21 protein-coding genes are annotated in these 25,389 nt (G+C 71.7%); 15 read left to right on the plus strand and 6 right to left on the minus strand.

The window, feature by feature from the left end; all coding sequences use genetic code 11:
• Window positions 1–56 precede the first annotated feature (56 nt).
• Window positions 57–470 (minus strand): cytidine/deoxycytidylate deaminase family protein, encoded by a 414-nt coding sequence (locus tag ACZ67M_RS36445; RefSeq protein WP_392016721.1) that lies wholly within the window; start codon window positions 468–470, stop codon window positions 57–59.
• 252 nt (window positions 471–722) lie between these two features.
• Complete coding sequence (locus tag ACZ67M_RS36450; RefSeq protein ID WP_469854183.1) at window positions 723–3,581, minus strand: glycoside hydrolase family 3 C-terminal domain-containing protein; 2,859 nt, start codon at window positions 3,579–3,581, stop codon at window positions 723–725.
• Between the two features lie 311 nt (window positions 3,582–3,892).
• Here ACZ67M_RS36450 and ACZ67M_RS36455 point away from each other — a divergent pair, with 311 nt between their 5' ends.
• Genes ACZ67M_RS36455 through ACZ67M_RS36475 form a run of 5 tightly spaced genes read left to right on the plus strand, consistent with a single transcriptional unit; the run spans window position 3,893 to window position 10,315 of the window.
• Window positions 3,893–5,578 carry an extracellular solute-binding protein gene (locus ACZ67M_RS36455; protein WP_469854184.1) on the plus strand — a complete coding sequence of 562 codons (1,686 nt, stop codon included), beginning with the start codon at window positions 3,893–3,895 and terminating at the stop codon, window positions 5,576–5,578.
• A 27-nt stretch (window positions 5,579–5,605) separates the two neighbouring features.
• On the plus strand, window positions 5,606–6,646 hold the full coding sequence (locus tag ACZ67M_RS36460) for an ABC transporter permease (RefSeq protein ID WP_469854185.1): 1,041 nt from the start codon (window positions 5,606–5,608) through the stop codon (window positions 6,644–6,646).
• Entirely contained in the window at window positions 6,643–7,593 is a 951-nt protein-coding gene (locus ACZ67M_RS36465; protein ID WP_385802259.1) for a carbohydrate ABC transporter permease, read from the plus strand. The genes ACZ67M_RS36460 and ACZ67M_RS36465 overlap by 4 nt, the downstream gene beginning before the upstream one ends.
• On the plus strand, window positions 7,593–9,581 hold the full coding sequence (locus ACZ67M_RS36470; RefSeq protein WP_469854186.1) for a beta-galactosidase: 1,989 nt from the start codon (window positions 7,593–7,595) through the stop codon (window positions 9,579–9,581). Before ACZ67M_RS36465 ends, ACZ67M_RS36470 begins: the two co-directional genes overlap by 1 nt.
• Window positions 9,582–9,607: 26 nt before the next feature.
• Window positions 9,608–10,315, plus strand: a complete 708-nt coding sequence (locus ACZ67M_RS36475) for a glycoside hydrolase family 12 protein (RefSeq protein ID WP_361365517.1) — start codon at window positions 9,608–9,610, stop codon at window positions 10,313–10,315.
• 39 nt (window positions 10,316–10,354) lie between these two features.
• On the opposite strand, the gene ACZ67M_RS36480 is transcribed toward ACZ67M_RS36475, so the two are convergent.
• A complete protein-coding gene (locus tag ACZ67M_RS36480; protein WP_122615118.1) occupies window positions 10,355–11,368 on the minus strand; it encodes a LacI family DNA-binding transcriptional regulator in 1,014 nt (337 codons plus the stop codon).
• A 289-nt stretch (window positions 11,369–11,657) separates the two neighbouring features.
• Here ACZ67M_RS36480 and ACZ67M_RS36485 point away from each other — a divergent pair, with 289 nt between their 5' ends.
• The 7 genes from ACZ67M_RS36485 to ACZ67M_RS36515 all read left to right on the plus strand — a co-directional run bounded on the left by ACZ67M_RS36485 (window position 11,658) and on the right by ACZ67M_RS36515 (window position 20,940).
• Entirely contained in the window at window positions 11,658–13,604 is a 1,947-nt protein-coding gene (locus ACZ67M_RS36485) for an acyl-CoA dehydrogenase family protein (protein ID WP_467321223.1), read from the plus strand.
• Between the two features lie 118 nt (window positions 13,605–13,722).
• Entirely contained in the window at window positions 13,723–14,979 is a 1,257-nt protein-coding gene (gene dxr, locus ACZ67M_RS36490) for a 1-deoxy-D-xylulose-5-phosphate reductoisomerase (RefSeq protein WP_361365523.1), read from the plus strand.
• A gap of 8 nt (window positions 14,980–14,987) precedes the next feature.
• Window positions 14,988–16,280 (plus strand): M50 family metallopeptidase, encoded by a 1,293-nt coding sequence (locus ACZ67M_RS36495; RefSeq protein ID WP_361365534.1) that lies wholly within the window; start codon window positions 14,988–14,990, stop codon window positions 16,278–16,280.
• Window positions 16,281–16,497: 217 nt separating this feature from the next.
• Window positions 16,498–17,655 carry a flavodoxin-dependent (E)-4-hydroxy-3-methylbut-2-enyl-diphosphate synthase gene (gene ispG, locus ACZ67M_RS36500; RefSeq protein ID WP_365641952.1) on the plus strand — a complete coding sequence of 386 codons (1,158 nt, stop codon included), beginning with the start codon at window positions 16,498–16,500 and terminating at the stop codon, window positions 17,653–17,655.
• A 98-nt stretch (window positions 17,656–17,753) separates the two neighbouring features.
• Window positions 17,754–18,602 carry a GNAT family N-acetyltransferase gene (locus tag ACZ67M_RS36505; protein WP_361368195.1) on the plus strand — a complete coding sequence of 283 codons (849 nt, stop codon included), beginning with the start codon at window positions 17,754–17,756 and terminating at the stop codon, window positions 18,600–18,602.
• A 30-nt stretch (window positions 18,603–18,632) separates the two neighbouring features.
• A complete protein-coding gene (locus ACZ67M_RS36510; protein WP_392239749.1) occupies window positions 18,633–19,163 on the plus strand; it encodes a GNAT family N-acetyltransferase in 531 nt (176 codons plus the stop codon).
• A gap of 73 nt (window positions 19,164–19,236) precedes the next feature.
• Window positions 19,237–20,940, plus strand: a complete 1,704-nt coding sequence (locus ACZ67M_RS36515; protein ID WP_361368189.1) for a proline--tRNA ligase — start codon at window positions 19,237–19,239, stop codon at window positions 20,938–20,940.
• A gap of 81 nt (window positions 20,941–21,021) precedes the next feature.
• On the opposite strand, the gene ACZ67M_RS36520 is transcribed toward ACZ67M_RS36515, so the two are convergent.
• Genes ACZ67M_RS36520 through ACZ67M_RS36530 form a run of 3 tightly spaced genes read right to left on the minus strand, consistent with a single transcriptional unit; the run spans window position 21,022 to window position 23,048 of the window.
• Window positions 21,022–21,933: an aminoglycoside phosphotransferase family protein gene (locus ACZ67M_RS36520; RefSeq protein ID WP_469854187.1), complete on the minus strand. Its 912-nt coding sequence runs from the start codon at window positions 21,931–21,933 to the stop codon at window positions 21,022–21,024.
• A gap of 39 nt (window positions 21,934–21,972) precedes the next feature.
• A complete protein-coding gene (locus ACZ67M_RS36525; protein ID WP_392104031.1) occupies window positions 21,973–22,479 on the minus strand; it encodes a ferritin-like domain-containing protein in 507 nt (168 codons plus the stop codon).
• Between the two features lie 2 nt (window positions 22,480–22,481).
• A complete protein-coding gene (locus ACZ67M_RS36530) occupies window positions 22,482–23,048 on the minus strand; it encodes a hypothetical protein (RefSeq protein WP_392016745.1) in 567 nt (188 codons plus the stop codon).
• A 264-nt stretch (window positions 23,049–23,312) separates the two neighbouring features.
• Here ACZ67M_RS36530 and rimP point away from each other — a divergent pair, with 264 nt between their 5' ends.
• From rimP to ACZ67M_RS36545, 3 genes are all read left to right on the plus strand, one after another.
• Window positions 23,313–23,843: a ribosome maturation factor RimP gene (rimP, locus tag ACZ67M_RS36535; protein ID WP_392016748.1), complete on the plus strand. Its 531-nt coding sequence runs from the start codon at window positions 23,313–23,315 to the stop codon at window positions 23,841–23,843.
• A gap of 2 nt (window positions 23,844–23,845) precedes the next feature.
• Window positions 23,846–24,868: a transcription termination factor NusA gene (gene nusA, locus ACZ67M_RS36540; protein ID WP_161331259.1), complete on the plus strand. Its 1,023-nt coding sequence runs from the start codon at window positions 23,846–23,848 to the stop codon at window positions 24,866–24,868.
• A gap of 102 nt (window positions 24,869–24,970) precedes the next feature.
• The gene (locus tag ACZ67M_RS36545; RefSeq protein ID WP_361368176.1) at window positions 24,971–25,252 is read left to right on the plus strand and encodes a YlxR family protein; all 282 of its coding nucleotides are present in this window, start codon (window positions 24,971–24,973) and stop codon (window positions 25,250–25,252) included.
• The last annotated feature ends 137 nt before the right edge of the window (window positions 25,253–25,389 follow it).

Raw genomic sequence — 25,389 nt, forward strand, 5'->3', positions numbered from 1 at the left:
GGCGGCCCGAACCCACTGTGCGGGGGTTCGGGCCGCCGGTGCGTGTGGGCCCCGTCCTATCCGGCGTCGAGCTGGTGGTCGGCCCACACGTACGTCTCGGGCAGCAACTCGGCGACGGGGACGGCCCGCAGACGGTCGCCGGCGCCGACGATCACCCGGAGCGCGGGGAAGTAGTCGAGCAGCACCTGGCGGCACCGCCCGCAGGGCGGGACGACGCCCCGCTCCCGGTCGCCCACGGCGACGATCGTCTCCAGCTCGTGGGCGCCCTGGGCGGCGGCCGCGCCGATGACGACCAGCTCGGCGCAGGGGCCGCCGGTGAAGTGGTAGGCGTTGACCGCCGTGACGATCCTGCCGTCCCGGGCGCGGGCGGCGGCCGCCATGGTGTGGTTGTCGCCGCGGCAGCGGGTGCGGGCGACGCCGGCCGCGGCCTCGACGAGTTCGTGGTCGACGGGGTGGTTCTGCGTGGTCATCCTTCTCGCCTTCTCCGGTGTCCGCCGACGGTGCCCCGTGCGGGGCGCGTGTGCAAGGGGATATCGCGGTGCCGGACCGTCCGTTCGGTCAACCGCGAGGGCGGGCGCGCATGGGGCGGGCCGCGTCATACGGGGGCTTCCGCTCCGTTGAAGGCCGGTTTCGTAGAGGTCGTGGCGGCCGCTCCCGGACCGGCCCCACCCCCCGGCCGGCCGGCGCGACCAACTGGGCCTCTCCGGCCGGGCAGGGCCCCCTCAGCCGGAGAAGCCGACGTGCGCGAGCCGCAGTGAGCCGCGCAGCCGGACGCGGACGTCGTGGACGCCCCCGGCGGTGAATGCGCCGTCGAGGTCCACGTAGTCGTACGGCCCCGACGTGGGCGCGTCCGGCGACAGCACCGCCACCGGCGGCCCCCCGTCGAGGGCGATCTCGACCGTGCCCCCGCCCGCCACCGACACCGTCACCCCGGTGACACCGGAACCGAAGTCGCAGTCCTGGTAGAGCAGTTCACCGGTCCGGTCCGTAACCGGCGTCACCGCGTCGCCCGCCGCCCTCGTCCGGTCGACGATCTCGGTGCCGCTCTGCTCGTCGAAGTCGGCGGCCGCCAGGCCGCGTTCGCGCACCGGGCGGGGCGCGGCGGGCTCTCCGTCCAGAACGACGGTCGTCTCCAGGCGCACGTCCTCGCTGGAGGATCCCACCAGCAGCGCGTACGGCCCCGGCTCCAGCCGCCACCGGCCGTGCGCGACGTCCCAGAAGGCGAGGGCGGACAGCGGTACCTCGAAGGAGACCCGGGCCGTCTCGCCCGGAGCGAGGCCCGACCGGCGGTGCGCCAGCAGTTCCCGGCGCGGACGGGGGACCGACCCGCACCCGGCCCGGACGTAGAGCTGGGCCACCTCGTCGGCGGTGACGTCCCCGGTGTTGGTGACGGTGAAGGACACCGACACCCGCCCGTCCGCCACCCGCGCGGCCAGGTCGCCGTAGCCGAAGGACGCGTAGGACAGGCCGTGCCCGAACGGGAACAGCGGCGTCCCCTCGAAGTAGAGGTAGGTCTGACGGCCGCCGATCACGTCGTAGTCGAGTGGGTCGGGCAGGTCGGCGTCGTCCGCGTACCAGGTCTGCGGGAGCCGGCCGCCCGGTGAGACGTCCCCGGCGAGGACCCTGGCCAGCGCGGTGCCGGCCGCCTGCCCGCCGTGCGCGGACCACAGCACCGCCCCGAGCCCCTCCGTGTCCACCGCGTACGGGTAGGCGGACACCAGCGCCAGCACGGTGGCCGGACCGGCGGCGCGGGCCGCGCGCAGCAGCCGCTCCTGGTGTGCGGGCAGCCGCAGCGTCGTACGGTCCTCGGTCTCCCGGCCGTTGATGTGCGGGTCGTTGCCCGCGACCACCACGACCACGTCCGCCTCGGCCGCCGCCCGCGCCACCGCGTCCTCACCGCGTTCGGTGACGACCAGGCCGAAGACCTCGGCGGCGTCCTCGTCCGGAGCGGCAACCTTCACGCCGTCGGCGGCGACCCGGACGTGACGACCCGTTCCCAGGTGCCTCAGGAGGTGACCGTCCCCGTGCGGTTCGAGACGGAACGTCTCCTGCACGACCCAGCCGCCGGGCTGGTCGGCGGAGGCGCGCAGGCGGCCGTCCCCGGCCACCGACAGGTAGCGGCCGTCGGGGGCGCGCAGGGTGAGGACCCCCTCGCCCCAGTCGGTCAGCGCGAACTCGGTGCCGACGGCGTCCGTGGTGAGCGGCGGCAGGTCGGTGCGGCCGGCCAGCAGGGCCGGGTCGAGGGCACCCTCGCTGCCGTGCGCCTCGTCGGCGGAGTCGTCGGCCGGGAGCACGTGCAGGTGGGACCCGTCGGCGGCGCGCAGCCGGACCCGGTCCACGCCCTCGGCGAAGCTCACCCGGTCGGCGCCGAACCGCTCGTACAGGCCCTCCAGCGGAGTGGAGCGGTGGATGAGCGTGCCGCTGTACCAGTCGAGCTTGCACTCGTCGGCGAGCAGCCCGACGACGGCGACGCGGGTGTCGGGGGCCAGCGGCAGAACGCCGTCGTTCCGCAGCAGGACCACCGCCTGTTCGGCCGCCTCCAGCGCCAGCGCCCGGTGCTCCGGCGTGTCGAAGTCCGTGGCGGTGTCGGCCGTGACGGCGTACGGGTCGTGCCCGGGGTCGAACTCGCCGAGCCGGAAGCGGACCGACAGCTGGCGGCGCACGGCCGCGTCGACGTCGGCCTCGGTCAGCAGGCCCCGGTCGAGGGCGCCCCGGACGCGCGCGAGGGTCGTCGAGGAGTCCGTGCCGTGGTCGGTGAAGCTGTCCACGCCGGCCCGGAGCGCGGCGGCCGTGGCCTCCTCGTGGGTGGCGAAGTAGTGCTCGGAGTCGACCAGGTTGGAGGGCGCGCCCGCGTCCGAGCAGACCAGCAGGTCCTCCTCGGTCCAGGTGCGCAGGTGTCCGGCGAGGTGGGGGGAGACGTGGTTGGGGCGGCCGTTGACGAGGTTGTAGGCCGGCATCACCCCGGCGACCGCGCCCGCCTCGACGGTCGCGCGGAAGGCCCGCAGGTCGTACTCGTGCAGGACGCGCGGGCGCACGGACGACGAGGAGGTGTCCCGGTCCCGCTCGTTGTTGTGCGCGAGCCAGTGCTTGAGGACCGGTGCCGTACGCCAGTACACGGGATGTGCGCCGCGCAGGCCCCGGGTGTAGGCGGTGGCGAGGGCGGAGGTGAGCCGCGGGTCCTCGGAGTAGCCCTCCTCGTTGCGGCCCCACAGGGGGTGGCGAAGCAGGTTCACGGTCGGCGACCAGACGTTGAGGCCGACCCGGTCGTCGCGGGCGCGCATCGCCCGGGCCTCCTTGGACACCGCCTCGCCGACCCGGCGCAGAAGGTCCTCGTTCCAGGTCGCGCCGAGCCCCACGGCCTGGGGGAACACGGTCGCCGGGCCCATCCAGGCCACGCCGTGCAGCGCCTCCTGCCCGGTGCGGAAGGCGGCGATGCCGAGCCGTTCGACGGCGGGCGCGAACTGGTGCAGGAACCGGGTCTTCTCGTCCGGCGTGAGCCGCGACATCAGGTCGTCGACGCGCTTCGCGAACGGCAGACGCGGATCACGGAAGGGTGGCGCGGGCGGCGTGGATGCGGTCACGTGGGGTTCCCCTTGCGATGGATCGACCAGGCGCATTCGAAGCGCTTCGATGCTGATTTGCCGCAAGGGTGGGTGTCAAGGCGCATGAGCGTCCCACCTACGACTTCTCGTCACAACCCAGTTGGCACATATGCAGGTTCGGTAGATCCGGGCATGCGTCCACCCCGGAGGAATTCTGGGAGCGGCTCTTGTGCGCCCCCAGGGGTTCACTTAACCTCGCAGCAATATCGAAGCGCTTCGACTAAGCCTCCCCACATCGCAGCCGACGGCCACCGCCGCGTGTCCCGGTGCGCCACGAAGGGTTGACGCAAATGACGCCGAACGCCGCCTCCGGTCCCAGCCGGAGAAGTTTCCTCGCCTCCACGGCGGTCGCCACCGCGGCGGTGGCCGGAGGGGTGCCGCTGCTCTCCGCCTGCGGGGGATCCGACGGAGGCTCGCGCGACGGCACCACATCGGGCAAGGACGCCGACAAGCTGCTGCCGGCATACGTGGCGGCCGGCGTGGTCACCCCCGACATCCCCAGCAAGAACGGCTCCGCGGTCGGCTTCACCGGCAAGCTGGACCTCGCGGACCTGAAGACCTCGGTGCCCGAGAAGCTCGGCAAGGGCGGCCGGGTCACCGTCATGTCCCCGTTCTGGGGGTCACCGCCCAAGGAGGGCAACGCCTACTACCGGGCGATGAACGACCTCATCGGCGTCGACGTGGCCTGGCAGAACCAGGACGGCAACACCTACGACCAGAAACTCGGCGCGGTCCTCGCCTCCAGCGAGGTGCCCGACGTGGTGGTCGTGCCCGGCTGGAACATGACCGGCCGGATACCCAGCGCCATCATCGGAAAGTTCGCCGACCTCGGCCCCCACCTCTCCGGCGACGCGGTCAAGGAGTACCCGAACCTCGCCGCGATCCCGACCGACGCCTGGCGGCGCTCCATCTTCGGCGACAGACTCCGCGGCCTGCCGATGCCCTCCTCCTACGTGACCGCCATCGTGCCGCTGTTCCGGCGGGACGTCTTCGAGAAGGAGGGCTACGAAGTACCCCGCTCCTGCGACGAGTTCATGGCGCTGGCCAAGGAAGCCACCAGCGCGAAGGCCAAGCGCTGGGCCTGCCTGGACATGAAGTGGACCGCCTTCAACGCCTTCGGGGTGCTCTCCGGCAACGAGAAGTCCCTCGGCTGGAACGAGGTCGACGGCAAGCTCGTGTACCGCATCGAGACCGACGAGTACCTCGAAGCGCTGGAGTGGACCCGCAAGCTCTTCGCCGCCGGTGTCGTGCACCCCGACGCCAGGCTGGGCAAGAGCAACGCCGCCGACCCCGGCCCCAAGTTCGCCGCCGGCGAGTTCCTGGTCTACAACCAGGACGTCTCCCAGTGGTGGAGCCGCACCGCCGAACAGGCCACGCAGAACCCGGAGTTCGAGATCTGGGGCATGGACGTCTTCGGGCACGACGGCGGCGCCCTCACGCTGTGGGCGCAGAACCCGGCGAGCATCTTCGCCTTCGTCAGCAAGAAGGCGTCCGAGTCCGTGATCCGCGACGTGCTGGCCGTCGCCAACGTCACCGCGGCGCCGTACGGCACCAAGGAGTACATGGCGACCAACTACGGCGTGGAGGGGACCCACTACACGGTGAAGGACGGCGTGCCCACCAAGACCGACCAGGGCAACATCGACGTGCTGAACGCCTTCGTGATGGTGGCGAGCCCCGCCGCGACCATCGCCCACCCCGACTTCCCCGAGGTCGCCCGCGGACAGGTCGAGTGGCAGCAGCGGATGGGCGCCGTCACGAAGAAGCCCGCGTTCTACGGCATGCAGATCACCGAACCCGCCCGCTACACCAACCTCGCCAACGACTTCGAGCAGCTGGAGGACGACGTCGTCCGCGGCCGCAAGAAGATCGGCGACATGCAGCAGGCCGTCGCCGACTGGAAGAGCAAGGGCGGCGACAAGCTCCGCGACTGGTACCGGAAGATCCTCGACGAGAACGGATCCGCGGCCGGCTGACCGGGTACCGAGGCAAGGAGAACCGCCGTGTCGCACAGCACGGTGCCTCGGACCGACACCGAGGCCGAAGCAGAAGTGAAGGAGAACCCCCCGGCGGCACACCGCGGTGGCCCCGGATCCCGGGGGAGACCGCCCGGCGGGAGGCTCGGCCTGCGGCTCAGGCTGCGCCGCGACCGCGTCCTGCTGATGATGACCCTGCCGGCCGTCCTGCTGGTGCTGCTCTTCAACTACGTGCCGATCCTCGGCAACGTCGTCGCCTTCCAGGAGTACGACCCCTACCTCAGCGACAACGGCGTCGTCTCCATCCTGCACAGCCCGTGGGTGGGACTGGAGAACTTCCAGCGGATCTTCCAGGACTCCGCCTTCTGGAACGCGGTGCGCAACACGCTGGTCCTCTTCGTCCTCCAGCTCGTCCTGTACTTCCCGATCCCCATCCTGCTCGCGCTGCTCATCAACAGCGTGGTCCGGCCCCGCGTGCGCGCGATCTCGCAGGCCATCCTCTACCTGCCGCACTTCTTCTCGTGGGTGCTCGTCGTCGCCGTCTTCCAGCAGCTGCTCGGCGGCGCGGGGCTCCTCTCCCAGCTGCTGCGGGCGCACGGGTACGACGGGCTCGACATCATGACCGACCCGGAGACCTTCAAGTTCCTGATCACCGCGCAGAGCGTGTGGAAGGACGCCGGCTGGGGGATCATCGTCTTCCTCGCCGCCCTCGCGTCGGTCAGTCCCGACCTGTACGAGGCGGCGGCGATGGACGGCGCGGGCCGCTGGCGCCGCTTGTGGCACGTCACCCTGCCCGCCCTGCGGCCGGTCATCGCACTGCTGCTGGTGCTCCGCGTCGGCGACGCCCTGACCGTCGGCTTCGAACAGATCCTCCTGCAACGCGGCGCCGTGGGACCGGGCGCCGCCGAGGTCCTGGACACCTTCGTGTGGTGGAACGGCGTCCGCAACCAGGACTTCGGCTACGCGGCCGCCGCCGGCCTCGTCAAGGGCGTCATCAGCCTCGGCCTGGTCCTGGCCGCGAACAAGGTGGCCCACCTGATGGGCGAGCAGGGGGTGTACAAGAAGTGACCGCCTTCACCGACAGAACCGCGAAGCCGAGGCCCGCGCGCCCGCCCGGCCGGTGGGCGGCCCCGCCCCGCCCGGTGTGGGAGGAGCAGCCCAGCCGCGCCGGACTCGCGGGCAAGGGGCTGGTGCTGCTCCTGGCCTGCCTGGGGATCCTGTTCCCGCTGTGGATCGTCGTCGTCACCAGCGTCTCCACCCGCAGGACCATCGACGAGGCCGGCGGCCTGGTGATGATCCCCAAGGACGTCACCTTCGTCGCCTACCAGGAACTGCTCAGCGGCGGCCAGGTCACCCGCGCGGCGATCGTCAGCGTCGGCGTCACGCTCGTCGGCACCCTGTTCTCCATGGCGGTGTCCGTGCTGTGCGCCTACGGACTCTCCCGCAGCGGTTCCCTCGGCCACCGCTGGATCCTGATGCTGCTGCTGGCCACGATGTTCTTCAGCGCCGGCCTCATCCCCACCTACCTGCTGGTGCAGTCCCTCGGCCTGATGGACAGCTACCTCGCCCTGATCCTGCCCAGCGCCATCAGCGTCTTCAACATCCTGGTGCTGCGCGGCTTCTTCATGGGCATCTCCCCGGAGCTGATCGACAGCGCCCGCATCGACGGTGCGGGCGACCTGCGCATCCTGTGGCGGATCGTGCTGCCGCTGTCCCGCGCGGTCGTCGCGGTGATCACGCTGTTCTACGCGGTCGGCTACTGGAGCGCGTGGTTCAACGCCTCCCTGTACCTGAACGACCAGGACATGCTGCCCCTCCAGAACGTCATGATCCAGCTGGTCCAGAAGCAGGAGGCGCCGGTCGGCCTAGGGCAGGCCATCAAGACCGGTGAACTCTCCGGCCTCGCCGTGCAGATGGCCGTGATGGTCATGGCCCTGCTGCCGGTCGCCGTCCTGTCCCCGTTCGTCCAGCGCCACTTCAGGAAGGGCATGCTCACGGGGGCGGTGAAGGGCTGATGCCGGACCTCGCGGACGTGACCCGGCACCGCATCCTCTACGGCGGCGACTACAACCCCGAGCAGTGGCCGGAGGAGACCTGGCCCGAGGACGTCCGCCTGATGAGGGACGCCGGCGTCAACACCGCCACCGTCGGCGTCTTCTCCTGGGCGCGGCTCGAACCCCGGCCCGGCACGCACGACTTCGCCTGGCTTGACCGGGTCATGGACCTGCTGCACGAGGGCGGCATCGGCGTCGTCCTCGCCACGCCCACCGCCTCACCCCCGCCCTGGCTCGGCCACCTGCACCCCGACACCCTGCCCCGCGACGCGGACGGCCGCACCGAGTGGTGGGGCGGCCGGCAGCACTTCTCGCACTCCAGCGCCACGTATCGCCGGCACGCCGCCGCCATCACCGAGGCCCTGGCCGCGCGGTACGCGAGCCATCCCGCCCTCACCATGTGGCACATCAACAACGAGTACTGCACCCATGACCACGGCGACGAGGCCGCCACCCGGTTCCGCCGCTGGCTCCAGGACCGGTACGGCACCCTCGACGCCCTCAACGCCGCCTGGGGAACCGCCTTCTGGAGCCAGGGCTACGGCGACTGGGCGGAGGTCGCGCCGCCCCGCCGCACCCACTACCTGGGGAACCCCGCGCAGGTCCTGGACTTCCGGCGGTTCACCTCCGACATGCTCCTGGAGTGCTTCGTCGCCGAGCGCGACATCGTCCGCCGCCACACCCCGCACCTCCCGGTCACCACCAACTTCATGCCGCTCTGGTCCGGCCAGGACGCCTGGCGCTGGGCCGAGGAGGAGGACGTCGTCTCCGTCGACCTCTACCCTGACCCGCGCGACCCGTACGGCGCGCAGGAGGGCGCCCTCGTCCAGGACCTGACCCGCTCCCAGGCGCGCGGTCCGTGGATGCTCATGGAGCAGGCGGCCGGCCCGGTCAACTGGCGCGGTGTGAACCACCCCAAGCCCCGCGGCCTGAACCGCCTGTGGTCCTTGCAGGCCGTCGCCCGGGGCGCGGACGCCGTCTGCTACTTCCAGTGGCGCCAGTCGAGACAGGGCGCCGAGAAGTTCCACTCCGGGATGGTCTCCCACGCGGGCCCGCGGGGCCGCACGTACGAGGAGGTCGTGCGGCTGGGCGCCGACCTCGCGAAGCTCGGCCCGCACACCGCCGGCACCCGCGTCGCCGCCGACATCGCCGTCCTGCACGACTGGCACTCGTGGTGGGCCTCCGACCAGGAGGCCCGCCCCTCCGCCCGCGTCGACCACGCCGGCGTCCTGCGCGCCTGGCACCGCGCGCTGTGGCGGGCCCACCTCACCGCGGACTTCGCCCACCCCGACCACGACCTGACCCCCTACAAGGTGGTCCTCGTCCCCCAGCTGTACGCGCTCACCGACACCGCGGTCGACAACCTCCTCGCCCACGTCCGCCGCGGCTCCACCCTGGTCTGCGGCTTCCTCACCGGCGTCGCCGACCAGGACGACCGGATCAGGCCCGGCGGCATGGACGCCCGGCTGCGCGAGCTGTTCGGCATCCGCACCCTGCACGAGTGGTGGCCCCTGGAGGAGGACGAGGCCGCCGACTGCGACGGCTTCCGGGGCGTCCTGTGGTCGGAGGAGATCGAACCGGACGGCACCGCCGACGAGGTGATCCCGTATCGGGGCGGCGAGCTGGACGGACGTCCGGCCGTCCTGCGCAAGGGCGGCGCCTGGTACCTCTCGACCCTCCCCGAACCGGACGCCCTGCGCGACCTGCTTGCCCGGATCGCCGCCGACGCCGGCGTCCGCCCGGCGCTCGACGGACTCCCGGCCGACGTCGAGGCGGTGCGCCGCGGCGGCCTGCTCTTCCTCCTCCACCACGGCCGCGACCCCGTCACCGTCGCCGTCCCCGGCACCCACCGCGACCTGCTGACCGACGCCACCTTCACCGACCGCGTCACCCTCGGCCGCCACGGCGCGGCCGTCCTCACCGAGCCGCCCCATGAGCGCCACCCGTGACTCCCCCCACCCATGGAAGGAACCCCATGGCACCACGCACCCGCACGCTGAAAGCCCTCCTCGCCCCGGCCCTCGCCCTGGGCGCCACCCTCGGTCTGGCCTCCGCCCCCGCCCAGGCCGCCGTCTGGAACTCGTGCGACCAGTGGGGCAACACCACCCTGGACGGCTACATCCTCTACAACAACATCTGGGGCTCCGGTGCGGGCGCCCAGTGTGTCTGGGCCAACTCCGGCACCAACTGGGGCACCTGGGCCGACCACCCGAACACGGGCGGCATCAAGTCCTACCCGAACGCCAAGAAGGTGATCAACAAGCCGGTCAGCTCCCTCGGCTCGCTCCGCAGCAGCTACGACGTCACGGTCCCGGCGTCCGGCGCGTACAACACGTCGTACGACATCTGGGACACGGACTACGACTACGAGATCATGCTCTGGGTCAACCAGAACGGAGCCGTCGGCCCGCTCGGCAGCCCACAGGGTTCCGTCACCCTCGGCGGCCACTCCTGGAACGTCTACAAGGGCAGCAACGGCGCCAACGAGGTCTTCTCGTTCCTGCGCACCTCGGACTCCACCTCCGGCACGGTCGACATCCTGCCGATCCTGAAGTGGATCAAGGACACCAAGGGCTGGATGGGCGACGAGACCATCGGTGACGTGCAGTTCGGCTACGAGATCACCTCGTCCGCCGGCGGCCTCGACTTCACCACCCACAACCTGACGGTCAGCGGCGGCTGACCCACCGCACGCACCCCGGCCCGGGGACCGGCCCCACGCTCACGACCGCGCGGGCGCCGGTCCCGAGCTGGCCCGGACGGTCAGCTCCGGCGCGAGCAGCACGACCTCGTCGCTGCCGCGTCCGTCGAGCTTGGCGATCAGCTGCTCCACGGCCTGCCGGCCCATCTCCTGGGCGGGCAGGGCGACCGAGGTGAGCCGCACCGAGGCGTGGGTGGCGACCTGCTCCGGGCAGACCGCGACCACCGACACGTCCTCGGGGACGGCCCGGCCCTGCTGGCGCAGCAGGGAGAGCAGCGGCTCGACGGCCGACTCGTTCTGGACGACGAAGCCCGTGGTGTCCGGACGCTCGTCGAAGACCCGGGCGAGGGTCGCGGCCATCGCGTCGTATCCGCCCTCGCAGGGCCGGTGCAGCAGCCGCAGGCCCAGCTCCCGGGCCCCGCCGCGCAGTCCGTCGAGGGTGCGTTCGGCGAAGCCGGTGTGCCGCTCGTAGACCGCGGGGGCCTCGCCGATGACGGCGATGTCGCGGTGGCCCAGCCCCGCCAGATGCTCCACGCACAGCGCGCCGGTCGCCCGGAAGTCGAGGTCGACGCAGGTCAGCCCGTCGGTGTCGGCCGGCAGACCGATCAGCACCGACGGCCGGTCGGTGCCCCGCAGCAGCGGCAGCCGTTCGTCGTCCAGTTCGACGTCCATCACGATCATCGCGTCGGCCAGCCCGCTGCCGGTGACGCGGCGCACCGCGTCGGGGCCCTCCTCGCCGGTGAGCAGCAGGACGTCGTACCCGTGGGTGCGCGCGGTCGTGGCGACGGCGATGGCGATCTCCATCATCACCGGCACGTACATGTCCCTGCGCAGTGGGATCATGAGCGCGATGATGTTCGACCTGCTGCTGGCCAGGGCGCGGGCGCCGGCGTTCGGGTGGTAGCCGAGCGTGCGGATGCTCTCCTCGACCCGCTGCCGGGTGGTGGTGGAGATGGACCGCTTGCCGCTGAGGACATAGCTCACCGTGCTCGCGGAGACTCCGGCGTGCTGGGCGACCTCGGCGAGGGTGACCATCCAGCTCTCCAAGCGTTGTGAAGCGCTTCGACAGCGCGCGGGGTTGATACGGGGCGGACGAGGGTGGTTCGACAGTAGCTTCGGGGCGGACGGGTGTCCATAGTCTGTCGAAGCGCTTCGACAGCGTACTCCACCGCTTCTCCACTCCACACGACCCGCCGCGGCATCGGCCGAACGGCCGCACGAAGGGTGGTGGGGTGGCCCGGTATCGGGTACATACGATCGGGTAGCACCGACTAGTAACGTACGTCCGCAAGTTCGCGCAGGACGAATCGTTGAGGTGAGCCTCATGTCCGCAGCAACCACCCCCTCCTCCCGGCCCACGGTCACCGAGCGTGAGGCCCGCCAGGTCGCCGAGGCGGCCCGCGAACAGGACTGGCGCAAGCCCAGCTTCGCCAAGGAGCTGTTCCTCGGCCGCTTCCGCCTCGACCTCATCCACCCCCACCCGTTGCCGGCCGACGACGACGTCCAGCGCGGCGAGGAGTTCCTTGCCAAGCTGCGCGACTTCTGCGAGACGAAGATCGACGGATCCGTGATCGAGCGCGACGCGCGCATCCCGGACCAGGTGATCACGGGGCTGAAGGAGCTGGGCGCCTTCGGCATGAAGATCGACACCAAGTACGGCGGTCTCGGCCTGACCCAGGTCTACTACAACAAGGCCCTCGCCCTGGTCGGATCCGCGAACCCGGCGATCGGCGCGCTGCTCTCCGCCCACCAGTCGATCGGCGTGCCCCAGCCGCTGAAGATGTTCGGCACCCAGGAGCAGAAGGACACGTTCCTGCCGCGCTGCGCCCGCACCGACATCTCGGCGTTCCTGCTGACCGAGCCGGACGTCGGCTCCGACCCGGCCCGGCTCGCCACCACGGCGGTGCCCGACGGCGACGACTACGTCCTCGACGGCGTGAAGCTGTGGACGACCAACGGCGTCGTCGCCGACCTGCTCGTCGTGATGGCCCGCGTCCCGAAGTCCGAGGGCCACAAGGGCGGCATCACCGCCTTCGTCGTGGAGGCCGCCTCCGACGGAGTCACGGTCGAGAACCGCAACGCCTTCATGGGCCTGCGCGGCCTGGAGAACGGCGTCACCCGCTTCCACCAGGTGCGCGTCCCCGCCGCCAACCGCATCGGCCCCGAGGGCGCCGGCCTCAAGATCGCCCTCACCACCCTCAACACCGGCCGCCTCTCGCTGCCCGCCATGTGCGTCGGCGCCGGCAAGTGGTGCCTGAAGATCGCCCGCGAGTGGTCGGCGGTGCGCGAGCAGTGGGGCAAGCCGGTCGCGCTGCACGAGGCGGTCGGCTCGAAGATCTCGTTCATCGCGGCCACCACCTTCGCCCTGGAGGCGGTCCTCGACCTCTCGTCCCAGATGGCCGACGAGGACCGCAACGACATCCGCATCGAGGCCGCCCTCGCCAAGCTCTACGGCTCCGAGATGGCCTGTCTGATGGCCGACGAACTGGTCCAGATCCGCGGCGGCCGCGGCTTCGAGACCGCGGCCTCCCTGGAGGCGCGGGGCGAGCGGGCGGTGCCCGCCGAGCAGATCCTGCGCGACCTGCGCATCAACCGCATCTTCGAGGGCTCCACCGAGATCATGCACCTGCTGATCGCGCGGGAGGCCGTCGACGCCCACCTCTCGGTCGCCGGCGACCTGATCGACCCCGACAAGACCCTGGCCGACAAGGCGAAGGCGGGCGCGCAGGCCGGCGCCTTCTACGCCAAGTGGCTGCCCAAGCTCGTCGCGGGACCGGGCCAACTCCCGCGCTCCTACGCCGACTTCCACCCCTCCGGCCACCCCGACCTCGCCGCCCACCTGCGCTACGTCGAACGCGCCGCCCGCAAACTGGCCCGCTCCACCTTCTACGCCATGTCCCGCTGGCAGGGCCGGATGGAGACCAAGCAGGGCTTCCTGGGCCGGATCGTCGACATCGGCGCGGAGCTGTTCGCGATGAGCGCCGCCTGCGTCCGCGCCGAACACCTGCGCGCCACCGAGGACCACGGCCGCGAGGCGTACCAGCTCGCCGACGCCTTCTGCCGCCAGTCCCGGATCCGCGTCGAGGAACTCTTCGGCCGCCTCTGGACCAACACCGACGACCTGGACCACAAGGTCGTCAAGGGCGTGCTGGGCGGCGCGTACGAGTGGCTCGAACAGGGCATCGTCGACCCGTCGGGCGACGGCCCCTGGATCGCGGACGCGACCCCGGGAGCCTCCCAGCGGGAGAACGTCCACCGCCCCATCCCCTGAGCGAGGCGGCCGCGGTCCCGGCCCCGTGGCCGGGACCGCGGCCCGGCACACCCTCCCGCGACACCCGTGCGAGGGACGCGCTGTCCTCGCGAAGGGCCGTTGCGGCCACAATGGGGGGATGAGCGACAGTCCAGCCCCACTCGCCGACCCCCACCTCGTCTACGACCCGGTGGCGGGCGACGGCCCGAAGGACGTGGTGATCCTCGGGTCCACCGGGTCGATCGGGACCCAGGCCATCGACCTCGTGCTGCGCAACCCGGACCGCTTCCGGGTCACCGGCCTGTCCGCCAACGGCGGCCGGGTCGGCCTCCTCGCCGAGCAGGCGCACCGGCTGAGGCCGCGGACCGTCGCCGTCGCCCGCGAGGACGTCGTCCCCGCGCTGCGCGAGGCACTGGGCGCCCGGTACGACGGCCGGGAGCCGCTCCCCGAGATCCTCGCGGGACCGGACGCGGCGACCCGGCTGGCCGCCTCCGACTGCCACACCGTCCTCAACGGCATCACCGGCTCCATCGGACTCGCTCCGACCCTCGCCGCCCTGGAGGCCGGCCGCACCCTCGCGCTGGCCAACAAGGAATCGCTCATCGTCGGCGGCCCGCTGGTCAAGGCCCTCGCCAAGCCGGGGCAGATCATCCCGGTCGACTCCGAGCACGCCGCCCTCTTCCAGGCCCTGGCCGCCGGCACCCGCGCCGACGTACGCAAGCTCGTCGTCACCGCGTCCGGCGGCCCCTTCCGCGGCCGGACCAGGGACCAGCTGGCCCGCGTCACCGTCGACGACGCCCTCGCCCACCCCACCTGGGCGATGGGCCCGGTGATCACGATCAACTCCGCCACCCTGGTCAACAAGGGCCTGGAGGTGATCGAGGCGCACCTCCTCTACGACATTCCCTTCGACCGCATTGAGGTGGTCGTGCATCCGCAGTCGTATGTCCACTCGATGGTTGAGTTCACGGACGGATCGACCCTGGCCCAGGCGACGCCCCCCGACATGGGCGGGCCCATCGCCATCGGCCTCGGCTGGCCCGAACGCGTTCCCGACGCCGCCCCCAGCTTCGACTGGAGCAAGGCATCCACCTGGGAGTTCTTCCCACTGGACAACGAGGCCTTCCCCTCGGTGAACCTGGCCCGGCACGTCGGACAGCTCGCGGGCACGGCCCCGGCGGTGTTCAATGCCGCCAACGAGGAGTGCGTCGAGGCCTTCCGCTCCGGCGCGCTGCCGTTCCTCGGGATCATGGAGACCGTCACGCGGGTGGTCGAGGAGCACGGCACCCCCCGTACGGGAACCTCGCTCACCGTCGCGGACGTCCTCGAAGCGGAGACCTGGGCACGCGCCCGGGCCCGGCAATTGGCGGCACAGACGGCGGAGGCCCGTGCATGACGACCCTGATGTTCATCCTCGGCATAGTCCTCTTCGCCGTCGGCCTGCTGTTCTCCATCGCCTGGCACGAGCTGGGCCACCTCTCCACGGCCAAGCTCTTCGGCATCCGGGTGCCGCAGTACATGGTCGGCTTCGGACCGACGATCTTCTCGCGGAAGAAGGGCGAGACCGAGTACGGCGTCAAGGCCATCCCGTTCGGCGGCTACATCCGCATGATCGGCATGTTCCCGCCCGGCCCCGACGGCCGCATGGAGGCCCGCTCCACCTCGCCGTGGCGCGGGATGATCGAGGACGCCCGCTCGGCCGCCTTCGAGGAGCTCCAGCCCGGCGACGACAAGCGCCTGTTCTACACGCGCAAGCCGTGGAAACGGGTCATCGTGATGTTCGCGGGCCCGTTCATGAACCTCATCCTGGCGGTGGTGCTGTTCCTCACCGTGCTGATGGGCTTCGGCATCTCGCAGCAGACCACCACCGTCAGCTCCGTCTCCCAGTGCGTCATCTCACAGACGGAGAACCGCGACGACTGCACCAAGTCCGACCCCGCCTCCCCGGCCGCGGCGGCAGGCCTGCGGGCCGGCGACAAGATCCTCTCGTTCGACGGCGTACGGACCGACGACTGGGACAAGCTGTCCAACCTGATCCGCGCCAACCCCGGCGAGCAGGTGCCGGTCGTCGTCGAACGCAAGGGTGAGGAAGTCACCCTGAACGCGACCATCGCCACCAACCAGGTCGCCAAGAAGGACGCGAACGGCCAGATCGTCGAGGGCGAGTACGTCACCGCCGGCTTCCTCGGCTTCAGCGCCGCCACCGGCGTGGTGAAGCAGGACTTCGGCCAGTCCGTGACCTGGATGGGCGACCGGATCGGCGACGCCGTCGACTCCCTCGCCGCCCTGCCCGCCAAGATCCCCGCCCTGTGGGACGCCGCCTTCGGGGACGGACCCCGCGAGGCAGACTCCCCGATGGGCGTGGTGGGCGCCGCCCGGGTCGGCGGTGAGATCGCCACCCTGGACATCCCGCCCACCCAGCAGCTCGCCATGTTCGTCATGCTGGTGGCGGGCTTCAACCTGTCCCTGTTCCTGTTCAACATGCTCCCGCTGCTGCCGCTCGACGGCGGCCACATCGCGGGCGCGCTGTGGGAGTCGCTGCGCCGGGCCGCGGCCAAGGTGCTGCGCAGGCCCGACCCGGGGCCCTTCGACGTCGCCAAGCTGATGCCGGTGGCCTACGTGGTGGCGGGCATCTTCGTCTGCTTCACACTGCTGGTGCTGGTGGCGGACGTCGTCAATCCCGTACGAATCTCCTGATATCGGCACAATCCGAACGATCCGATGAGAAGCCCGATCCGGAGAGCCTGTCCCTCCGGGTCGGGCTTCACTCCGTTCGTCCGGCAGATGGACGCCAACGGGTGCATCTCGCGCGCACCGTGTCCCCGGCGTTCATGTGCGTGCCGTAATCTCGATTGCCGGAGCCCGCGTCAGAACGGGGCCGGACCTTGATCCACGACTTGGGGTTGCACAGCAGATGACTGCCATTTCTCTCGGCATGCCGGACGTTCCGACCAGGCTCGCGGAGCGCCGCAAGAGCCGGCAGATCCAGGTCGGCGCCGTGGCGGTGGGCGGCGACGCCCCCGTGTCGGTGCAGTCCATGACCACCACTCGTACGTCGGACATCGGCGCGACGCTCCAGCAGATCGCCGAGCTGACCGCGTCGGGCTGCCAGATCGTGCGGGTGGCCTGCCCGACCCAGGACGACGCGGACGCGCTCCCGGTGATCGCGCGGAAGTCGCAGATCCCGGTGATCGCCGACATCCACTTCCAGCCCAAGTACGTGTTCGCCGCGATCGAGGCGGGCTGCGCGGCGGTCCGCGTCAACCCGGGCAACATCAAGCAGTTCGACGACAAGGTCAAGGAGATCGCCAAGGCGGCGAAGGACCACGGCACCCCGATCCGCATCGGCGTGAACGCGGGCTCCCTGGACCGCCGGCTGCTCCAGAAGTACGGCAAGGCGACCCCCGAGGCACTGGCCGAGTCGGCTCTCTGGGAGGCGTCGCTCTTCGAGGAGCACGACTTCCGCGACATCAAGATCTCCGTCAAGCACAACGACCCGGTCGTGATGGTCGAGGCCTACCGCCAGCTCGCCGCCCAGTGCGACTACCCGCTGCACCTCGGCGTGACGGAGGCCGGCCCCGCCTTCCAGGGCACCATCAAGTCGGCGGTCGCCTTCGGCGCGCTGCTCTCGCAGGGCATCGGCGACACCATCCGCGTCTCCCTCTCCGCCCCGCCGGTCGAGGAGATCAAGGTCGGCATCCAGATCCTGGAGTCGCTCAACCTGCGCCAGCGCGGCCTGGAGATCGTCTCCTGCCCGTCCTGCGGCCGCGCCCAGGTCGACGTCTACAAGCTAGCCGAAGAGGTCACCGCCGGTCTCGACGGCATGGAGGTGCCGCTGCGCGTCGCCGTCATGGGCTGCGTCGTCAACGGCCCCGGCGAGGCCCGCGAGGCCGACCTCGGCGTCGCCTCCGGCAACGGCAAGGGCCAGATCTTCGTCAAGGGCGAGGTCATCAAGACCGTCCCCGAGTCGAAGATCGTGGAGACCCTCATCGAGGAGGCCATGAAGATCGCCGAGCAGATGGAGAAGGACGGCGTGGCCTCCGGCGAGCCCTCCGTCTCGATCGCGGGCTGACCCTCCCCGCTCCGGCCGCGTCGCCCGGAGGGCGGCGCGGCAAATGCGTGGCAGGTACAGTGCGGGGACCAGCAGATCTCAGGGTGAGGCCCCCGCACGTGTTGACGCAGACCACCTCCCGCGTGCTCGAACCGAGCGACCTGGACGCCGCGCTCGCCATCCTCGACCGCGAGCCGGTCGCCAACGCCTTCGTGGCCGCCCGCGTGAACATCGCCGGACTCGACCCGTGGCGCCTCGGCGGCGAGATGTGGGGCTGGTACGAGCAGGGCATGCTGACGTCCCTGTGCTACGCCGGCGCCAACCTGGTCCCCATCTGCGCCAACGAACGCGCGGTCCGCGCCTTCGCCGACCGCGCCCGCCGGGCCGGCCGCCGCTGCTCCTCGATCGTCGGCCCCGCCGACCAGACCGCCCAGCTGTGGCGGCTGCTCGAACCCGGCTGGGGCCCCGCCCGCGAGGTCCGCACCCACCAGCCCCTCATGGTCACCGACCGCATGCCCGGGGACATCGTCCCCGACCCCTACGTCCGCCGCGTACGCAAGGACGAGCTGGACCGCGTCATGCCGGCCTGCGTGGCGATGTTCACCGAGGAGGTCGGCATCTCGCCGCTGGCCGGCGACGGCGGCCTGCTCTACCAGGCCAGGGTCGCCGAACTCGTCGGCTCCGGCCGCTCGTTCGCCCGGTTCGACGCGGACGGCAAGGTCGTCTTCAAGGCCGAGATCGGCGCCGCCACCGACCGCGCCTGCCAGATCCAGGGCGTGTGGGTGGCCCCCGAGTACCGGGGCAAGGGCCTGGCGGCACCGGGCATGGCGGCGGTCCTGCGCTACGCCCTCGCCGACGTGGCCCCGGTGGCGAGCCTGTACGTCAACGACTTCAACACCGCGGCACGGCGGACGTACCTCCGGGTGGGCTTCCGAGAGGTCGGCGCCTTCATGAGCGTGCTGTTCTGAGCCCCGCGACAGGGCTGTAGGCTCCCCGCCATGGACCTCGTGATCGGCCCACTGGACCTCTCCGCGCACGTGGACGAGGCCTTGGCCGTCCAAGCCGCCGCGTTCGGCCTCGGCCCCGACGAGGTCGCCGTCCGCCGCCAGATCGTCCTGCGCCACATGACCCACCCCGGCGCGCGCGCCCTGGGAGCCACCTGCGACGGCGAGCTGGTCGGCTTCGTCTACGGCATGCCCAACGACCGCACCCACTGGTGGTCCACCGTGGTCGAGCCCTACCTCCGCGCCCAGGGCACGGACACCTGGCTCGACGACTCCTTCGTCATCACCGAACTCCACGTCCACCCGGTCCACCAGAACCGCGGCGCGGGCCGCGCCCTGATCACCACGATCACCGACAGCGCCACGGAACCCCGCTCCATCCTCTCCGCCATCGACACCGAGAGCCCCGCCCGCGGCCTGTACCGCTCCCTCGGCTACCAGGACCTGGCCCGCCAGGTCCTCTTCCCGAGCGCCCCCAAGCCGTACGCGGTGATGGGCGCCCCGCTCCCGCTGCACAGGCGATAACCGATTTCCACCGGGCAGGACCACCCGGCTAACCTCCTAGCACCACCCTTACGCAGCAGGAGACACGAGATCCATGGCCAACGCACCGGTCCAGCGCATGTCGAAGTTGATGGCGAAGACGCTGCGCGACGACCCGGCGGACGCCGAGGTCCTCAGCCACAAGCTGCTGGTCCGCGCCGGCTACGTGCGCCGCACCGCCGCCGGCCTCTGGAGCTGGCTGCCGCTCGGCAAGAAGGTCCTCGGCAACATCGAGCGCATCGTCCGCGAGGAGATGGACGCCATCGGCGCCCAGGAGGTCCAGCTCCCCGCCCTGCTGCCGCGCGAGCCGTACGAGGCCACCGGCCGCTGGGAGGAGTACGGCCCCGAGCTGTTCCGCCTCCAGGACCGCAAGGGGGGCGACTACCTCCTCGGCCCGACCCACGAGGAGATCTTCACCCTCCTGGTGAAGGACCAGGCGTCCTCCTACAAGGACCTGCCGGTCATCCTCTACCAGATCCAGAACAAGTATCGCGACGAGGCCCGCCCCCGGGCCGGCATCCTGCGCGGCCGCGAGTTCCTGATGAAGGACTCCTACTCCTTCGACGTCGCCGACGAGGGCCTGGCCGAGTCCTACGCCCTGCACCGCGCCGCCTACCAGCGCATCTTCGAGCGCCTCGGCCTCGACTACCGCATCTGCGCGGCCACCGCGGGCGCGATGGGCGGCTCGAAGTCCGAGGAGTTCCTGGCCCCCGCGCAGGCCGGCGAGGACACCTTCGCCGACTGCCCGAACTGCGACTTCGCCGCCAACACGGAAGCGATCACGTACACCCTCAAGCCGGTGGACGCGGCCTCCGTACCCGCCGCCGAGGACATCCCCACCCCCGACACCCCCACGATCGAGACCCTGGCCGCCTCCCTCGGTGTCGAGGCGTCCGCCACGCTGAAGAACCTCCTGGTCAAGGTGGACGGCGAGATCGTGGCCGTGGGCGTCCCCGGCGACCGCGAGGTCGACATGGACAAGGTGGAGGCGCACTTCGCCCCCGCCGCCGTCGAACTGGTCACCGCGGAGGACTTCGTCGGCCGCCCCGACCTGGTCCGCGGCTACGTGGGCCCGCAGGGCCTGGGCGACAAGGTCAAGTACATCGCCGACCCCCGCGTCGCGCCCGGCACCGCATGGATCACGGGCGCCAACAAGGCCGACACCCACGCCAAGAACGTCGTGGCGGGCCGCGACTTCGAGGTCGACACCTACGTCGACGTCGTGGTCGTCCGGGAGGGCGACCCCTGCCCGAACTGCGGCACCGGCCTCAAGCTGGACCGCGCCATCGAGATCGGCCACATCTTCCAGCTGGGCCGCAAGTACGCCGACGCCCTCAAGCTCGACGTCCTCGGCCAGAACGGCAAGCCGGCCCGCGTCACGATGGGCTCCTACGGCATCGGCGTCTCCCGCGCCGTCGCGGCCCTCGCCGAGCAGCACGCCGACGACAAGGGCCTCGTCTGGTCCAAGGAGGTCGCCCCGGCCGACGTCCACGTCGTCGCGGCCGGCAAGGCCCTCCAGACCGAACTGGCCCTCGAAGTCTCCGACAAGCTGGCCGCGGCCGGCGTACGCGTCCTGGTCGACGACCGCGCGGGCGTCTCCCCGGGCGTCAAGTTCACCGATGCGGAACTCATCGGCGTACCCCAGATCCTGGTCGCGGGCCGCCGCTCGGCCGAGGGCGTCCTGGAACTCAAGGACCGCCGCACCGGCGAACGCGAGGAACTGACGGTCGACGAGGCCATCACCCGCCTCACCAGCTGACCCCTGCCGAGGGTGGGTGTCGCGGCCCGGCGCTTGCCGGATGCCGCTGCGCCCACCCTCCCATCGCCCCAGCGGCACGACTCACAGCCAGCCCGCGAACTCCAACAACAGCTCCGCGTCCTTCTCCCGGCCCACCCGCCGAGCCCGTACCCCCGACTCGACCGCGCGGAACAGCGTCCACCCCCGCAGCCGTTCCTGATCGACCTCCAGCGACTCCGCGAGCCGCTTCACGCGACGCCGGGTCGTAGAGGCCCCCGAGGGCTGCGCGATCAGGTCCTCGACCCGATCCCGCACCAGCCGCGCCAGGTCGAAGGCGCTCTCGCCCACCACCGGATCCGGCCCCACCGCCAGCCAGGGCATCCGGTCCCCGGCCAGCACCTTGCTCTGCCGAAACGTCCCGTGCAGCAGCCGCGCCGGAGGCGGCCCCGCCAGCAGCTCCTCCCGGGCCCCGAGCGCCGCGTCGACCAGCGGCGCCACCTCGGGATCCGCCGCCGCCCCCGCCAGCATGGCCTCCGCCTGCCGACCGGTCCGCTCGGCCACCGTCTCGAAGGGGTGACCGTCCGGCGGCTCGACCCACAGCCGCCGCAGCGCCCCCGCAGCCTCCAGCAACGCCTTCGCCTCCGGCAACGACCGCACCGACACGTCCGGATGCAGCCGCTCCAGCAGCAGCACTCCCTCGCCGCCCTCCCCGGCAGCGGCCTCCTCGCGCAACTGGACCGCCCCGAGCCCACCCCAGTGCGCCAGCGCGGCCCGCTCACTCTCCGGACGCGCCCGCCGCGGGGCCAGCTTCAGCACCGCCGGCGTCCCCTCGGCATCCCGCACGAGGACCACGAGGCTGCTCCGCCCACCGGGCACCTGCACCCGCTCGGCGCTCAGCCCGCGCAGCGCCACCGCCCGCTCCGCCGCCTCCGGCAGCCGCGCCAGCCAGTCGTCGCCGCCAGGTGCCGTCTCGCCGAGCGCCCTGACCAGCCGCCGCGGCGCTTCGAAAGCCATGCGCGAGCCGTTCCCTTCCCGTACGTGCAGCCGTACGCGTTACCCAGTCGGTGTGGCCGAGGCCGAGGCATCAGGAGCCGAGGCATCCGGAGCCGAGGTGCGCGCCGACGACGTGCCGGTCCGCTCCGCGAGCCCAGGGAAGGCTACGCTCCCGCCCCGCCACCGCGCCGCACGGACCGCGGCCTCCCGCAGCGCCCCGGCGGCAGCGGCCCGCCGGTCGCCTTCGGCCGCCCGCACCAGGTCGGAGTAGACCCCGGCGAGCCGCTCCTCCAGCTCGCCCGCCAGCCGCACCGCGGCGGCCGCATCCGGCACGGAGAAGGGCAGCGCGTACCCGGCGGACGCGGCCACCGGCCGCCCGCCCAGGCCCCGCACGTCGCGCACCAGCGCGTCCCGCCGTGCCCGGTGCGCGTCGTACGCGGTACGCGCCTCGCCGCGCCGTTCCTCGCCGATCCGCCCGCCGACGACCCCGTAGCCGTACACGGCCGCGTGTTCGGCCGAAAGCGCCGCCTGGAGGGCGTCCAGCTCCCGGTCCTCCGCCTCGCTCACCGTCACCCTCCGTCCGTCAGCAGAAACACGTGCGCCGCCCCGGCCGCCGCCACCGACGCCAGCAGCCGCGCCAGCTCACCCGGCACCTCAAGCAGCGCCTCCGCCCGCCGGTCGGCCAGCTTCCGCTCGGCGCCGGCCAGCAGGGCCACCGCGTCCTTCTCGTCCGCCGGCACCCGCCCGACGTCGTCCCCCGGCCCGGCGGCCCGCGCGGACACCGAAGGCGAGGCCCCCGACGACGCCGACGCCCCCGGCGAGGCCGTACCCCCGGTGCCCTTCGCGCCGAACGCCTTCGCGTGCCGCAGCACCTCCTCCCGCAGCGGACGCAACCGCTCCGACAGCCCCGGATGAGCGGCGATCACCGCCGCGTAACGCGCGGCCAGCGCCTCGCTGTCCCGGCCCGCACGCGCGCGTGCCGCGTCGGCCGCCGACCGTTCGGCGGCCGGTTCCCCGGAGTCCGGGTCGCCGGAGCACCCGACGAGCAGGACGGCACCGGCGGCCCCGGCGGCCGACACGAGCAGACTCCTTCTGCGCGGCCCGGACGGCGGGCGCGGCGATGCGGAAAACGACACGGCAGACGTCCTCGACAAGCTCGTACGGAAGCGGCGGCAAAGCGACGGACAGCGACGGACACAGCGACGGGCAGAGCGACCGGCGACGCGGCGGCGACCCACGGTGCGGCCGGCCCGTGATCACGGTACCCGGGCCCCGGCCGGGCACCGGTCATCGGCACCGCCGAGCCGGGGGTGGACGGCAACACCCCCCGGGACCCGATACCCTTTGACCAGACACGCGCCCCATCCCACAACAGCACACGCGGCCGAGGAGTCACCCGGATGAGCACCACCCAGAGCGAGAGGCTGCGAGAGCTGCTTGAGCCGCTCGTCGCCTCCCAGGGACTGGACCTCGAGGAGATCGCGGTGGACTCGGTCGGCCGCAAGCGTGTGCTGAGAGTGGTCGTCGACTCCGACACCGGCGCCGACCTGGACCGGATCGCCGATGTGAGCCGCGTGCTCTCGGCGAAGCTGGACGAGACCGACGCGATGGGCGACGCGGAGTACACCCTCGAGGTGGGCACCCCGGGCGCCGAGCGCTCCCTGACCGAGCACCGCCACTACGTGCGCGCCACGGACCGCCTGGTCCGCTTCCAGCTGCACGAGGGCGGTGAGCTGGTCGCCCGCATCGTCGCCGTGGACGGGGACGGAGTCGACCTCGAGGTGCCCGGCGTCAAGGGCCGCAAGGCCACCACCCGCAGACTCGCCTTCGGTGACATCGACAAGGCACGCGTCCAGGTCGAGTTCAACCGCAAGAACCCCGAGCACACAGAGCACACCCAGAACAGCGACACGACGGAAGAGGAGGCGTAGCCGTGGACATCGACATGAGCGCCCTGCGGGGCTTGGTACGGGAGAAGGAGATCTCCTTCGACCTGCTGGTCGAAGCGATCGAGTCGGCCCTCCTCATCGCCTATCACCGCACCGAGGGAAGCCGCCGCCACGCGCGCGTGGAACTCAAGCGGGACACCGGACACGTGACCGTGTGGGCGAAGGAGGACCCCGACGACCTCGAAGAGGGCCAGGCGGCCCGCGAGTTCGACGACACCCCGTCCGACTTCGGCCGCATCGCCGCCACCACCGCCAAGCAGGTCATCCTGCAGCGGCTGCGCGACGCCGAGGACGACGCGACGCTCGGCGAGTACGCCGGCCGCGAGGGCGACATCGTCACCGGCGTGGTCCAGCAGGGCCGCGACCCGAAGAACGTGCTGGTCGACATCGGCAAGCTGGAGGCCATCCTCCCGGTGCAGGAGCAGGTGCCCGGCGAAACCTACCCGCACGGCATGCGGCTGCGGTCCTACGTGGTCCGGGTGGCCAAGGGCGTGCGCGGTCCCTCCGTGACGCTGTCCCGCACCCACCCCAACCTGGTGAAGAAGCTCTTCGCCCTGGAGGTGCCGGAGATCGCCGACGGGTCGGTCGAGATCTCCGCGATCGCGCGCGAGGCCGGCCACCGCACCAAGATCGCCGTCCGCTCCACCCGCTCGGGCCTGAACGCCAAGGGTGCCTGCATCGGCCCCATGGGCGGCCGGGTGCGCAACGTCATGGGGGAGCTGAACGGCGAGAAGATCGACATCGTCGACTGGTCGGACGACCCGGCCGAGATGGTGGCGAACGCGCTCTCCCCGGCTCGCGTCTCCAAGGTGGAGGTCGTGGACCTGGCCGCCCGCTCCGCGCGGGTGATCGTGCCGGACTACCAGTTGTCGCTGGCCATCGGCAAGGAGGGCCAGAACGCCCGCCTCGCGGCCCGGCTGACCGGCTGGCGCATCGACATCCGCCCGGACACCGAGCAGCCGTCCGGACAGCCCTCCGAGCAGCCCTCGGGCGAGCAGGGGGAATAGATCCAAGCCGTACGGCGCTGAGATCACGTCAGCTTTGCGTGCGGCACGTGTTCGATTCTTGCCCCGAAGGGGTGAGGTCGGCCCGGGGAGGTAGACTTAGGAGTGTCTGGCCGGACACGTACCCGAGCATGCCCTGAGCGCACCTGCGTGGGGTGCCGGGAGCGAGCGGTCAAGAGCGAGCTGCTGCGCACCGTGGCGGTCGAGGGTCATTGCGCCCCTGATCCACGCGGTACGCTGCCCGGCCGGGGTGCGTACGTACACCCCGTACCGGTCTGTGTCGACCAGGCGGTGCGCCGCAAGGCGTTCCCGCGGGCGCTCCGCGTCCCGGGTCCGCTCGACGTAAAGGCGTTGCGTCACTACGTCGAGCAGGCACAAGGTTGCTGAAAGCAGCATGTAAGCAACGTGGTAAGGAAGACGAGCCGTGCGGAACCCACCGCGCGGCCCGGTACCTCGCGAGTCGAAAGCAGGTCGAGATTGCGATGAGCACTCGATGAGTACGCGATGAGTACGCCCATGAACTA

It is taken from the genome of Streptomyces sp. NPDC107500, from assembly GCF_055582785.1.